Source organism: Chloroflexota bacterium, from assembly GCA_018648225.1.
Classification (GTDB): domain Bacteria; phylum Chloroflexota; class Anaerolineae; order Anaerolineales; family UBA11858; genus NIOZ-UU35.
The window spans coordinates 1-12,985 of record JABGRQ010000225.1; the positions used below are offsets into that span (position 1 = coordinate 1).

Genomic DNA, 12,985 nt, shown 5'->3' on the forward strand with positions numbered 1-12,985 from the left:
TCTACGGCATTGTTGCTGGCCGATGTGCTGGCGCGGATTGTGCTCGCTCCACAGATTTTGCCGGTTGGCATTGTCACCGCCTTAGCCGGAACACCTTTTTTCTTGTGGATTTTGCGCCGGGCGAAAAGTGAGGTATTTTGGTGAATCACTTTGCGATTTCGGATGTCAGCGTAGCCTATCAGACTGTGCAGGTACTCGACCGGATTTCATTAGAGGTTGCAGCGGGCGAAATTCTGGCGTTGATCGGGCCGAATGGGGCTGGAAAATCGACCCTGGTGCGCGCCGTCAGTGGGGTGGTGAAAATTAAATCAGGGGTTATCTCCTATGGCGGCAGCGATATGACCCAACTCACCCCCCAGGAGCGAGCGCGCATCCTCGGGGTGGTGCCACAGGCCCAGCCCGTAGGGGGCGCGTTCACCGTCGAGCAGACTGTACTCCTGGGGCGTACTGCCCACATGAACTGGCTGGGTCAAGCCTCCCCGTCCGATCTGGAAGCCGTACACTGGGCGATGGAGAAAACCCGCATCACGCATCTCGCTCAGCGCCGCAACGCTGAACTCTCTGGCGGCGAGCAGCAGCGTGTGTTGCTGGCGCGCGCTCTGGCCCAGAAAACCCCCGTGCTGCTCTTGGATGAACCTACCAATCATCTCGATTTGCGGCATCAGGTGAACTTTTTATCATTAGTCAAAGATTTGGCCAGGCAAGAAAACCTGGCTGTGATGATGGCCCTGCACGATCTCAACCAGGTTTCGATGTATGCGGACCGGGTAGCGTTGTTGGTGGATGGCTGTTTGTTAGCGCTTGGTTCCCCTGCTGAAGTGCTGACAGAAGAGAACCTGCATACCGCTTATCAGACTCGCGTGCAGATTCTCTCGGATATTGATGGCTATCCGCCCCTGATATTACCCCGGCGTGCGTGATGTTTAGATGCTAAAAAGAGGGGGATTACCGTTGCCGATAAAGCTCCCATAATCTTCCCAGCGTTTCTTCCAACCGCCGCGCCAACGGCTCTCCGCGCTGCGTAGTGACATCATCTTCATTTTCAAAAACGACATAAGGTACGCGCACCCCCTGAATTTCAAGAAATGTCGGATCAGTGGCGCTGACTTCGTCCCAATCTACCACGCGGTAGAGTTTTTCTAAGCGATCATCGGGCAGTCCGTGTTCCAGAATCGAGTCAGGGCGATCGGGGTTGAATCGAGCGCGGTTCTTGCGCAGCGACTCTTCCCAACTGACATTGAGATATAAAATTGCCATGCGCTCGGCAACCTGGCGGCTGATATGAGCGAAAGCGCGGGCAAATCCGCCGTGTTCGCTACCGCGCGCAAATTCAATAATGGTGGTGTTTTCCTGGTGATATTGAGGGGCATCGCGCAACTTCTTTTGATATTTCAGGCAAATGCGCTCGATAAGTAAATCCCACATAAAGTGATTGATGAAATTGCTTTCCGGGTCTGTGTGTAGGCGTGGTTGCCCCATGCGTTCGAGAATCGCATCTTCCTCGAACCAGATCCATAGCATGGGAAAATCATCAATCTCTTCAAAGTTACCAATATGAAATAACGCCTTGCGTTGTTCGAGTGGCGTTTTCTTTAGATGGTCAATAATTTCGCTTTTGCCAGCCGCCGGGCGAGCGATGAGCAATAGAATGTCAAAGGTGTTCTTGGTTGGGGGCAAGGTAAACTCTCAGTTTTCTCTAATATCACAGCAAAGCCGCACAGAGCGCAAAATTTGTGCTGATTTTGTCCTTTCTTGGCGGACTTAGCGGTGAACGGATTTAATGCAGATATTCTACCGCGGGATGGCGGCGAATATACATCGGGTTACTCCTTTGCTATCGCGTTCTAGTTGGGCTATCTGCTCAACTGGCGCGCCTAGAAGGACAGATAGGGCGGCGACATCCATCTGGCATAGTTCTGGATTTTCCGCCAATACGCTGGCATATGGACAATGGTGGAAAATCAACCGCGGCCCGGTAGGTGATGCCTCCCAGCGGGCGCGATACTTCATCTCGTTGAGACGCTGCACAATCTGGTTCAGGCGTTGAAGGGTGTTTTTTGCGCCGGGGACTTGACCAAACAACAATGGGATGATTGGCCCAAAGGGCTGTCCCGCGTTGGAGTTTTGCAGCAGTGCCTTGAGAAGGGCATCAACCAACAAATCCAGGTTATCTTGCATGGCAGACTGCGCCAGCGTATACATCAATGTTGGACGGCCGCGCCCCCTGGTTTTTTGCTGATGAATTACTTCCACCAGGCCTTGTTCTATCAGCAGCCCCAGGTGATGGCGCGCATTGGCCGCCGTCATGTGCAATATGCGGCCGATCTCGTTAGCCGAAGCGGTTTGTTGTTTTTCGAGATAGATAAGAATTTGCTGGCGTGTGTTCTGCATAGGGTTTATTTTGTCATACCGACAGGGTGATTATACTCCTTGAATTGATTTATGCAAATAATTCTTTGCATAAATGGGCGCACAGCCCCTGCTTTTGGCAGGTATAATGGCTGCTATGTGTTTTGAACTTCATTATCAAAACCCAATATCCGATTTTTTTGCCCTGAAAATTTGATACACAAAAACAGGAGCGTTTCTATCTATGAGCGAAAAACTCAACACCCCCGGCTACGATGTCCCGCCCGAAATGCAGGATGTTGTTGCCATTACCACCCTGGATAAAATATATAACTGGGGTCGGCGCTATTCTGCCTGGCCAATGATGTTTGGCCTGGCCTGCTGCGCCATCGAGATGATCTGTACGGCGGCGGCGCGTTTCGACTTCTCCCGTTTTGGTATGGAAATTATGCGCCCCAGCCCGCGTCAGGCCGATGTGATGCTGGTCTCCGGCACAGTTACCAAAAAAATGGTGCCTCAAATTGTGCGCCTTTATAACCAGATGCCAGAGCCGAAATACGTGGTTGCCATGGGCGCTTGTGCCTCTGGCGGCGGCCCCTTTAAAGAAGGCTACAATGTTGTCTCGGGCGTGGATAAATTCTTGCCAGTCGATGTTTACATTCCTGGCTGCCCGCCAACCCCCCAAGCGCTGTTGCACGGTTTGATGAAACTTCAAGAGATGATGGATACTCAATCCATCAAGAATGTGCGTTGGTATCAGAAAGAGCCGTTGGACGCCATTCCGATTCCCATCTTGGGCCCCGATCTGTTGGATCCACGGGATTTTCCGCAATTCGCCGAGAAGATGGCCACAATTGCAACTGAAAGCGAAGAGGCCTGATCTGGAGCGCTATGATGACAGAACAAATAATGACTATGAACAAAGATATTGAAGCCCGATTTACTGGAATGATCTCGCTCGATGAGCGCTCCGGGTATGAAGGCTATCGGGTTGAAGCGGAAAATCTGGTTGAATTTGCCACCGCGTTGCGCGACGAATTTGGCTACGATTTCCTTTCCTCCGCCACCGGCGTTGATTACCTGCCCGACGAGAAAATGGAAGTTGTTTATCATATTTACAAATCTACGGGTGGGCGTGCACTGGTCTTCAAAGTGCAGGTACCACGCGCAAATCCGGTAGTGCCCTCTTTGGTTAGTATTTTCCCCGGGGCCGATTTTCAGGAACGTGAAGCCTGGGATTTATTCGGTATCCGCTTTGAAGGTCATCCAAACCATAAGCGTATCCTTATGTGGGATGGCTTTGCCGGACACCCCATGCGCAAGGACTGGAAAGAAGCCTACTACGAAGCCGATGCCAAACCCTTTGATACGCGTTGGCCCGGCGGTGACGTTTCTCGTAGCGAAGATAAAATGGTTTTCAATAAAAATGTAGCCTATCCCCAGGATTTTACCCCTGAGAATTGGACTCCCGAAGGAGAGACTGCTCTCTATTCCGGAATGCAAAATATCGCTACTGATGAAGACCTGCAAACCGAGCATGTAGTGGTCAACCTGGGTCCGCAGCACCCTTCTACGCACGGCGTTTTTCGCATGGTTGCCACTCTGGATGGTGAGACCATCGTCAAACTTGAACCCGTGATGGGCTATCTGCATCGCAACCATGAGAAAATCGGTGAACGCAACACTTACCTGATGAACATCCCCTTCACCGATCGCCTTGATTATCTCTCCTCGATGAGTAACAACTTTGGCTACGTGCTGGCCGTCGAGAAACTGCTCGGCGACACAACCCATATACCGGATCGCGCCAAATATATCCGCGTGATTATGGCTGAGTTCACGCGCATTTCCAATCACCTCATGGCGATCGGCGCGCTGCTCAATGACCTTGGCGCATACTTCACACCGATGCTTTATGCGCTTAAGGAGCGCGAGCTAATTCTGGATATCTTTGAAGCCGTGTCTGGATCGCGCATGATGTGCAACTACTACCGCTTTGGCGGGGTCGCGCGCGACCTCCCGCCGGGGACTCATGAAATGATGCGGGGTCTGGCCTTTGAGCGCTTGCCTCGCCAAATTGACGAACTCGATCGTTACCTCACTGAAAACGAGATCATCCGTGCCCGCTGTGAAGGTGTTGGTGTGCTGACCCCTGAAGAAGCGATTGCTTATTCGGCGGTTGGCCCGGTGCTGCGCGCTTCTGGCGTACCCTATGATGTGCGCCGTGCTGATCCTTACAGCGTCTACGATCGCTTTGATTTCGATGTTGCTGTGCGTTACCACGGCGATGTCTACGACCGCTATCTGGTGCGTCTGGATGAAATCCGCCAGAGTATTCGCATTTTGCAGCAAGCGTTGAATAGCATTCCCGAATGCGATAACTGTCTTGGCAAGCCGCGTTATTCAATGCGTGTGCCCGCTGGCGAAGCCTACGGGCGTGTTGAAGGCCCCAAAGGCGAGTTGGGCTTTTATGTGGTCGCCGATGGCGGTCCCAATCCGTGGCGGTATCATGTTCGAGCGCCATCGTTCATCAACCTGACAGCCCTGAGCAAAATGTGTGAAGGCGATAAGATCGCCGATGCTATCATCGTCCTCGGCTCGATTGACATCGTTTTGGGCGAAACCGACAGGTAACAGGAGAACTTGTATGTACGGTAAAGGAATACTCAAAGGACTCGGCGTAACCTGGAAACATTTCTGGGATACGTATATTGACGACATCAAATGGGGCAAAAAACGCTACCATACAGAAGAAGGAATTGCATACCGCATGAGCAAGGACGCGCGCGGTCTGTTTACCGTGCAATATCCCGAAGAAAAACTGCCTACTCCGGAAGAATTTCGTTTTGTGCCTTTCCTAGTCTACGACGAAGATGAAGAAGGCGAGCAAGTCATCCGCTGCACATCGTGTGGCATCTGCGCCAAAGTTTGCCCCCCACATTGCATTTGGATTGAACGTTCGACGAACCCGAAGACCGGGCGCCCAGTGCCAGTACCAGCGGAATTCTATATCGATGTTGATATTTGTATGAATTGTGGTTTTTGTGCCGAATTCTGCCCATTTGACGCGATCAAAATGGATCACGATTACGAATTAGCCGTTTACGAGCGGCTGACAAATAATATCTACGATAGAGAAAAATTACTTAAACCAGCCGCATACTACGACGGTATTCGCCCTTTGAACTCACAAAAAGAATTTGACGCGCGTGCTGAAAAAGAAGCGAAAAAAGCGGCTTCAAAAAAGAAAACATAAAGCCCATAAACTGGGGAGGCAGCCCTCCCCAGTTTGCATTTAAGCATTTCTTACAATTTACTAAGATTCGCATGATATAAACAATTTCAATAGAAAATTGTGGCGCTTCGGAAATCTCCGCAGCGCCGAAACAACAGAATTACTCTCGCGCAATTACATCTAGGTAATTGCCTCATAGGTTTGGTAGGTTCTTATATGTCCAAAGAAAAAGTATCACAAGAAGCCGTCTTGGCTGCCCTGGGCACTGTAGATGACCCTGATCTGCGCAAAGACTTGGTCTCTCTCAAGATGATTCAGGATCTCAAAATTGATGGTGGCGCGGTCAGCTTTACCATCATGCTGACCACGCCGGCGTGCCCCATGAAAGACAAGATGAAGAATGACGCTCTGGCCGCGGTACAAACCGTTCCCGGTGTTGAGCGCGTGGATATTAAAATGGATGCCAGCGTCCCTAGCGATGGACGCACGCGCGGCCTCTTAGAGGTTCCTGTTAAAAATGCGATTGCTGTGGCTTCAGGGAAGGGTGGCGTTGGTAAAAGCACCGTTGCTGTCAATCTGGCAGTTTCATTGGCACAGAGCGGCGCGCGCGTCGGTCTACTCGACGCCGATATTTACGGCCCCAATATCCCCATGATGATGGGCGTTGATAAATTGCCCCCACCCCGAGAAGATAAACTTGTCCCGGCAGAAGCCTACGGTGTGCAATTGATGTCGATTGGTTTCCTCGTAAAACCCGGGCAGCCGCTCATTTGGCGCGGGCCAATGCTGCACTCTGCTATTCGCCAATTCCTCACCGATGTGCTTTGGGATGAACTGGATTATCTGGTAATTGACCTGCCTCCGGGCACAGGTGACGCCCAGTTGAGCCTGTCACAATCGTTACCCCTCAGCGGCGGCGTGATCGTCACCTTGCCGCAAGAAGTCTCCCTGGATGATGCCCGCCGCGGCCTCGAAATGTTCCGCGAACTCAATGTGGGCATCCTCGGGGTGGTGGAAAATATGAGCTTCCTCGAACTCCCCGATGGCACCAAAATGGATATTTTCGGCAGCGGCGGCGGTGAAAAACTTGCCAAAGAAGCCGGTGTGCCCTTTATTGGCGCAATCCCGATGGACCCCACTGTTCGTCAGGGCGGCGATAGCGGCAAGCCTGTTGTTGTTTCCCATCCAGACAGCCCGGTAGCCAAAGCCTTACGCGCAATCGCTGAAGATGTGGCTGCCAAAGTAAGCGTGGCCGCCCTGCGGCAGGATAATGTCATCCCTATCGAATTTGTGGGATAGTGGTTGAGTTCCAGCAATAAAGAAATGCAGGCAGATTGGCTCTTTAGGAAATGTCGTGAGATAACCACCACGGGGATTCCCGGAGCCCCGGAGTATTTGACCTGCATCTTTTTTGTTTTGCGGTAGAATTAGCGCATGACTGAAAAAATCGTTGGTATCCGTTTCCAAAAAGTAGGCAAAGTTTACCATTTTGATGCTACTCAATTTTCAGATATTGTCGTTGGCGATCATGTGATTGTTGACACCAGCCGCGGCCAGCAATTAGGCAAAGTTGTTCAGATTCTTACGGACGCTCATGCAATCGGCAAACAAGATGATATGAAGCCAGTTTTGCGTACAGCTACGCCGCGTGATCTTGTGTCGCGCCAGGCGTGGGAAGAAAAAGAAGTTGAAGTAATTGAATATTGTCGCCAACAACTTGGTGAACTCAAACTCGCTGGCGTAAAAATTATTGCCGCAGAATTTACCCTGAATGGCGACCGCTTGACCGTATTGCACACCCTTGATGGAAATGACAAGCTGGATATGACCCCGTTGCGTAAGGCTGTACAAGAAGAATATCGCACCAAAGTGAGCTTGCGCAAAATTGGCCCGCGTGATGCAGCCAAAATTATCGGTGGTTTGGGGGCTTGTGGCCTGGAAACCCGCTGCTGCACCATGCACATGACAGAATTTATCCCCATATCGATCAAAATGGCTAAGGTGCAAAATGTTTCTTTGGCCCCGTCCGAAATCACCGGGATGTGCGGGCGTTTGCGCTGTTGTTTGCAGCATGAGTACGAATTTTATGATGAAGCCCGCAAACGCATGCCAAAGCTCAAACGCATTGTTGCCACTCCTTTAGGCGAAGGCAAAGTCATTCAGGTGAATCCCTTGGCAGATACTGTAAAAGTTGACCTCGGCGAACAGGGTCGGAAGGAATTCCCTAACGACGAGATTAAACCTCGCGGGCAGTAGCCCACGGGGAATTGAAACCCACCCAAAAGGCGTATGTAATTTCCGACACCGGGAGCAGATCTGCTTAGAGATGAGCCTGGTGTTTTTTTTATTTCATCCAACCCCACAAAGCCGAAAGGATCAGCAATGCCAGACTTTTTGTCAGAAGCTCAAGCGATATTTGACTACACGCGTAATTTGCGCCGCGATTTTCATCGACATCCTGAACTGGGATTTCAGGAAGTTCGCACCGCGGGGATTGTGACCAGGGAATTAAACGCGTTGGGGCTGGAAGTTGCCAGCGGGATCGCGGAAACCGGCGTGGTTGCCATGATCGAAGGGGAGCGGCCTGGTCCGGTGGTGTTGTTGCGCTTCGACATGGACGCGCTCCCTATCGAGGAGGAAACTGGCGCCGAATATGCTTCACAAACCCTTGGCGTGATGCACGCTTGCGGGCACGATGGACATACGGCCATTGGCCTGACCGTGGCGCGCTTGCTCCATGCCCATCAGTCCGAGTTAGCGGGTTCGGTGAAATTGGTTTTTCAGCCCGCCGAAGAAGGCCTGGGCGGTGCAAAACGCATGGTTGAAGAAGGTGTATTGCAAAACCCACGCCCGGATTATTCATTGGCCTTGCATCTTTGGAATGAAAAGCCCGTGGGTTGGATCGCGGCTGCCGCGGGGCCAACCATGGCAGCTTCGGAAACTTTTTCGGTGCGTATCACCGGACGCGGTGGGCACGGCGCTTTACCGCACACCGCTGTTGACCCGGTGGTAACGGCGGCACAAATTATCATGGCATTACAAACTATTGTGGCTCGCAATGCAGACCCGGTGGAAACTGCCGTGGTCAGCGTGACCAGCGTGCATGGCGGCTCGGCCCATAATGTGATTCCGCCCTATGTAGATTTGGATGGCACAATTCGCTCCTTTGATCCCGAAATTCGCGCAATGGTTTTGCGCCGTTTCCGTGAAATTGTGGAGGGCGTTGCCGGGGCGTTGGGCTGCTCGACAGAGATTGTAATTGATGATATTACCCTTGCCGTAGATAACGACCCGGCGCTGGTTGAAAAAGTTCAAAATGTGGCTGCCAAAATGTTCCCGGATGCAAATCTGATGACTGAATTCCAGACGATGGGTTCGGAAGACATGGCCTATATGATGGACGACATCCCCGGCTGTTATTTTTTGGTGGGTTCGGCCAATCCAGAGAAAAACCTGGACGCCAAACACCATCACCCCAAATTTGACTTCGACGAAGCCGCCCTGCCGCGCGCCGCGGCCCTGATGGCTGCTGCCGCGCTGGATGTGTTGAACGGTTGATTCTTCTTGCGATCTGCGAGAAGTCAAAAAAGAGTGCGGGAGCCAATGAGGCGATCCCGCACTCTTTTTTATCCGACTTTTTTAAGTGAAATATATAAATTTTCTTGACCCGCAATTCTTGGCGTGCTACAATTATTCTAATTGTTCATATTAATCATATTTATAAGATACAAGGCGGCTCTATGGCCTATTGGCGCACCCCATCCGAGTTTTTTGAATATTTAGCGGAGACGGTTCAGGCGAATCCTGAAGAACAACAACTCCCAGCCATGAATGTGCTCAGCGACAAATTGGGTGTAAGTGTTGCCCGCTTGCGAGAGCAGCTTGAAGTTGCCAAAGCGCTGGGCTTGGTGGACGTGCGCCCTCGAACGGGGATTCGGCGCCAGGAGTTTAGTTTTTTGCCCGCGGTTTGGCAGGCATTATCCTACGCCATTCAAGTTGATCGTAGCAATTTTGATCAATTCTCCGGGCTGCGCACGCGCGTGGAGATGTGCTACTGGCATGAAGCTGCCTCTCGGCTTCGCGAAGAAGATTTTGTAATCCTTCAAAACTTGATTGATGCCGCCTGGAAAAGGTTGCGCGACACGCCGATTCGTATTCCCCATTATGAACATCGGGAATTTCATCTATCTATTTATCGCTGTTTGGAAAACACCTTCGTTCTAGGAATCTTAGAAGCTTATTGGGAGGCATACGAAGCCATTGGTTTGAATGTGTATGCCGATTATGAATATCTGCAAGAAGTATGGAATTACCATCAGAAAATGGTCGATGCACTGCGCACCGGCGATATTGAAGCTGGATACCTGGCTTTAGTGGAACATACTGATCTGCTGTACCATCGCCCGGGAGTTGAATCGCCCGAATGGTAGGAGTGTTTACATCCTAATTGGACTAGATTTGCCTATATAATAGAGTGGTTTTGAGGAGATACATGTCAACTGATCCATCACAAACACCAAATCGAACTTCTGTTCAGCCGGTGGTGAATGAGTTTTCGATCACCGTGGGTACCGAGAATGGCTCTGGGAGCCAGACTTCAAATGTAACCCTTTTGCGCGCATTTTTCAAAATGGGTATTCCAATATCGGGGAAAAATCTCTTCCCTTCAAATATTCAGGGATTGCCCACCTGGTATACCATCCGCGTGAATAAGGATGGGTATATTGCCCGCAGCGAAACAACAGAAATTGTTATCGCCATGAACCCGAAAACTTTTGCCCGCGATCTGGCGCTGGTTGAGCCGGGTGGCGTTTTCTTTTACGCGGATGATGTCAAGCAGCCAATCAATCGGGATGATATTACCGTATATCCAATGCCGGTAAAGAAACTCTCGAAGGAATCGGATGCTCCGAGCAATTTGCGTTCTTATGTCGCTAATTTCGTGTATGTGGGTGTGCTGGCGCAAATGCTTGATATTGACGCCAATAAAATTTATCAAGCACTGGAATTTCACTTCAAAGGCAAGCAAAAGCCGATTGATCTGAATTTCAATATTGTCAAAAGCGCTATGGCCTGGGCGGCAGAGAATCTTGAAAAAACAGACCCCTATCGTGTTGCGCCAATGGATGCCACCAGTGGGTATATAATGACCAGCGGGAATACGGCTGGCGCATTAGGTTCAATTTATGGGGGCGTTCAGTTTACGGGCTGGTATCCTATTACACCCGCTACTGGTGTAGCGGAAGCTATTAATCAATATTCTCCTAAATTGCGCAAGGATCCTGAAACGGGCAAACATACTTTCGCGATCGTGCAGGCCGAAGATGAGTTGGCGGCAGTTGGCATGGCGATTGGCGCGGGTTGGGGGGGCTTGCGTTCAATGACTTCAACCTCGGGGCCAGGCATCAGTTTGATGTCTGAATACGTCAGTCTGGCCTATTTTGCTGAAATTCCAGTGGTGATATGGAATGTTCAGCGCATGGGGCCCAGCACGGGGTTGCCCACGCGCACCTCACAAGGTGATATTAACCTATCTTATTTTTTGGGCCAGGGCGATACGAAGCATGTGGTGCTGTTGCCTGGCTCGGTAAATGAGTGTTTTCGATTTGGTTGGGAAGCCTTTGATCTGGCTGAGCAATTCCAAACCCCGGTGTTGGTTCTCAGCGATCTGGATTTAGGCATGAACCAGTGGATGACTCCACCCTTTGAGTACCCCAATAAACCTATTGATCGCGGCAAAGTACTCTGGGAAGATGATCTGGATAAATTAGAAGATTGGGGACGTTATCTGGATATTGATGGCGATAGTATTCCCTATCGTACGGTTCCGGGCAATCGCCATCCTAAGAGTGGCTACTTCACTCGCGGCACCGGCCATGATGATTATGCCAATTACAGTGAAGAACCCGATCAATGGGAAAAGAATATGGACCGACTGAATCGCAAATTTGAGTTGGCCCGCAGCGCGGTTCCCGATGCCGAGATCACTTCCGTTGACGGCGCTAAGATAGGCGTGATTGCATTTGGCTCCACCGATCCGGCGGTAAGGGAAGCGCAAGATCATTTGCAGGCAGATGGTTCCGGGGTCAATTATTTACGCCTGCGCGCGTTGCCGGTTAATGATACCGTGCGTGAATTCATTCGTGCGCACGAACGTGTTTATGTCATTGAAATGAACCGCGATGGGCAATTGCACCAGATACTGACCATTGAAGTGCCGGATTGCGCCATGAGCCTGATTTCAATTCCCCATAACGATGGCCTTCCAATGACCGCCGCATGGATTGAGAATGCAATCTTGAATAAGGAGCGCAACTAAAATGACTGCGAAGCCTCTGAAAGTGAATTTAGTCAATCTATCCAAATCAGATTATCGTGGCGCTTCTACGACCCTTTGCCAGGGCTGTGGTCATAACTCCATTACCAGTCAGATCATTACAGCTTGCTATGAACTGAACATAACCCCTGAAGATATTGTTAAATTTAGTGGTATTGGCTGTTCTAGTAAAGCGCCAACATATTTTCTCGATCGGGCATTTGGTTTCAATGGCCTGCATGGGCGTATGCCCTCGCTGGCTACGGGAACCATGTTTGCAGATACCTCTCTGACAGGAATTGGCATGAGCGGCGATGGCGACAGCGCCAGCATTGGGATGGGGCAGTTCAAACATGTGATGCGCCGCAATTTGCCACTTGTGTATATTATTGCCAATAATGGTGTGTATGGTTTAACAAAGGGACAATTTTCTGCCACGGCAGAAGAAGGCCTTGCCCTCAAGGGGCAAGGGCAGAATCAGTATATGCCGATTGACATTGTTTGGGAAGCTGTGATCAGCAATGCAACTTTTGTGGCACGTTCTTTTGCCGGTGACCCCAAACAGGTGCGCGAATTACTGAAAGCCGCGTTAAATCATCCTGGTATCGCCGTGTTGGATATTATTAGTCCATGTGTGACTTTCAATAACCAGGATGACTCGCATCACTCCTATGCCTGGGGGCGCGAGCACGAAGTGGCATTGCACGATCTTTCCTATGTCCCTGTGGCCGAAGAGATCATGGTGGACTATGAAGATGGTGAAGCCAAAGAAGTAACCATGCACGATGGCTCGCGCATCATGCTGCGCAAAGTAGATAAAGATTACGATCCTACAGATCGATCAAGCATCTTGTGTATGCTCGAAGATGCCAACCGCCGCCAGGAATTGCTTACCGGCCTGATCTATATTGATACAAACCAAGAATCACTCTTTGATCTTTATAATCTCCCTGATGAGCCGCTCAATCGCCTGACCCCTGATCGCATTCGCCCCTCGCGCGAATCGCTGGATGAAATAAACACCCTGATGTTCTAGCAGTTTGTCGGAGAGCAAACAAAGATAGCAAAAACGGTGATAGACTTCG

13 protein-coding genes are annotated in these 12,985 nt (G+C 50.6%); 11 read left to right on the forward strand and 2 right to left on the reverse strand.

The window, feature by feature from the left end:
- Together HN413_18400 and HN413_18405 are read left to right on the forward strand one after the other, a co-directional pair.
- Positions 1-144: iron chelate uptake ABC transporter family permease subunit (locus HN413_18400; protein ID MBT3392373.1), on the forward strand; the 144-nt coding region annotated here is incomplete at its 5' end.
- Entirely contained in the window at positions 138-920 is a 783-nt protein-coding gene (locus HN413_18405) for an ABC transporter ATP-binding protein (GenBank protein MBT3392374.1), read from the forward strand. The genes HN413_18400 and HN413_18405, both read left to right, overlap by 7 nt.
- Before the next feature lie 25 nt (positions 921-945).
- Here HN413_18405 and HN413_18410 read toward each other — a convergent pair whose 3' ends face one another.
- Both HN413_18410 and HN413_18415 read right to left on the reverse strand, forming a co-directional pair.
- On the reverse strand, positions 946-1,677 hold the full coding sequence (locus HN413_18410; GenBank protein MBT3392375.1) for a hypothetical protein: 732 nt from the start codon (positions 1,675-1,677) through the stop codon (positions 946-948).
- A gap of 114 nt (positions 1,678-1,791) precedes the next feature.
- Positions 1,792-2,391 carry an ArsR family transcriptional regulator gene (locus HN413_18415; protein MBT3392376.1) on the reverse strand — a complete coding sequence of 200 codons (600 nt, stop codon included), beginning with the start codon at positions 2,389-2,391 and terminating at the stop codon, positions 1,792-1,794.
- A 202-nt stretch (positions 2,392-2,593) separates the two neighbouring features.
- Between HN413_18415 and nuoB the strand changes: the two genes are divergently transcribed.
- The 9 genes from nuoB to HN413_18460 all read left to right on the forward strand — a co-directional run bounded on the left by nuoB (position 2,594) and on the right by HN413_18460 (position 12,936).
- The gene (gene nuoB / locus HN413_18420; protein MBT3392377.1) at positions 2,594-3,229 is read left to right on the forward strand and encodes an NADH-quinone oxidoreductase subunit NuoB; all 636 of its coding nucleotides are present in this window, start codon (positions 2,594-2,596) and stop codon (positions 3,227-3,229) included.
- 68 nt (positions 3,230-3,297) lie between these two features.
- Positions 3,298-4,983 carry an NADH-quinone oxidoreductase subunit D gene (locus HN413_18425; protein ID MBT3392378.1) on the forward strand — a complete coding sequence of 562 codons (1,686 nt, stop codon included), beginning with the start codon at positions 3,298-3,300 and terminating at the stop codon, positions 4,981-4,983.
- Positions 4,984-4,996: 13 nt separating this feature from the next.
- Positions 4,997-5,605 (forward strand): 4Fe-4S binding protein, encoded by a 609-nt coding sequence (locus HN413_18430; protein ID MBT3392379.1) that lies wholly within the window; start codon positions 4,997-4,999, stop codon positions 5,603-5,605.
- Positions 5,606-5,800: 195 nt separating this feature from the next.
- On the forward strand, positions 5,801-6,883 hold the full coding sequence (locus HN413_18435) for an Mrp/NBP35 family ATP-binding protein (protein ID MBT3392380.1): 1,083 nt from the start codon (positions 5,801-5,803) through the stop codon (positions 6,881-6,883).
- A 135-nt stretch (positions 6,884-7,018) separates the two neighbouring features.
- Positions 7,019-7,840 carry a stage 0 sporulation family protein gene (locus tag HN413_18440; protein MBT3392381.1) on the forward strand — a complete coding sequence of 274 codons (822 nt, stop codon included), beginning with the start codon at positions 7,019-7,021 and terminating at the stop codon, positions 7,838-7,840.
- A gap of 126 nt (positions 7,841-7,966) precedes the next feature.
- Entirely contained in the window at positions 7,967-9,142 is a 1,176-nt protein-coding gene (locus HN413_18445; GenBank protein ID MBT3392382.1) for an amidohydrolase, read from the forward strand.
- Positions 9,143-9,324: 182 nt separating this feature from the next.
- Complete coding sequence (locus HN413_18450) at positions 9,325-10,014, forward strand: FadR family transcriptional regulator (protein MBT3392383.1); 690 nt, start codon at positions 9,325-9,327, stop codon at positions 10,012-10,014.
- 62 nt (positions 10,015-10,076) lie between these two features.
- Entirely contained in the window at positions 10,077-11,903 is a 1,827-nt protein-coding gene (locus HN413_18455) for a 2-oxoacid:acceptor oxidoreductase subunit alpha (GenBank protein ID MBT3392384.1), read from the forward strand.
- Between the two features lies 1 nt (position 11,904).
- Positions 11,905-12,936 carry a 2-oxoacid:ferredoxin oxidoreductase subunit beta gene (locus HN413_18460; protein ID MBT3392385.1) on the forward strand — a complete coding sequence of 344 codons (1,032 nt, stop codon included), beginning with the start codon at positions 11,905-11,907 and terminating at the stop codon, positions 12,934-12,936.
- The last annotated feature ends 49 nt before the right edge of the window (positions 12,937-12,985 follow it).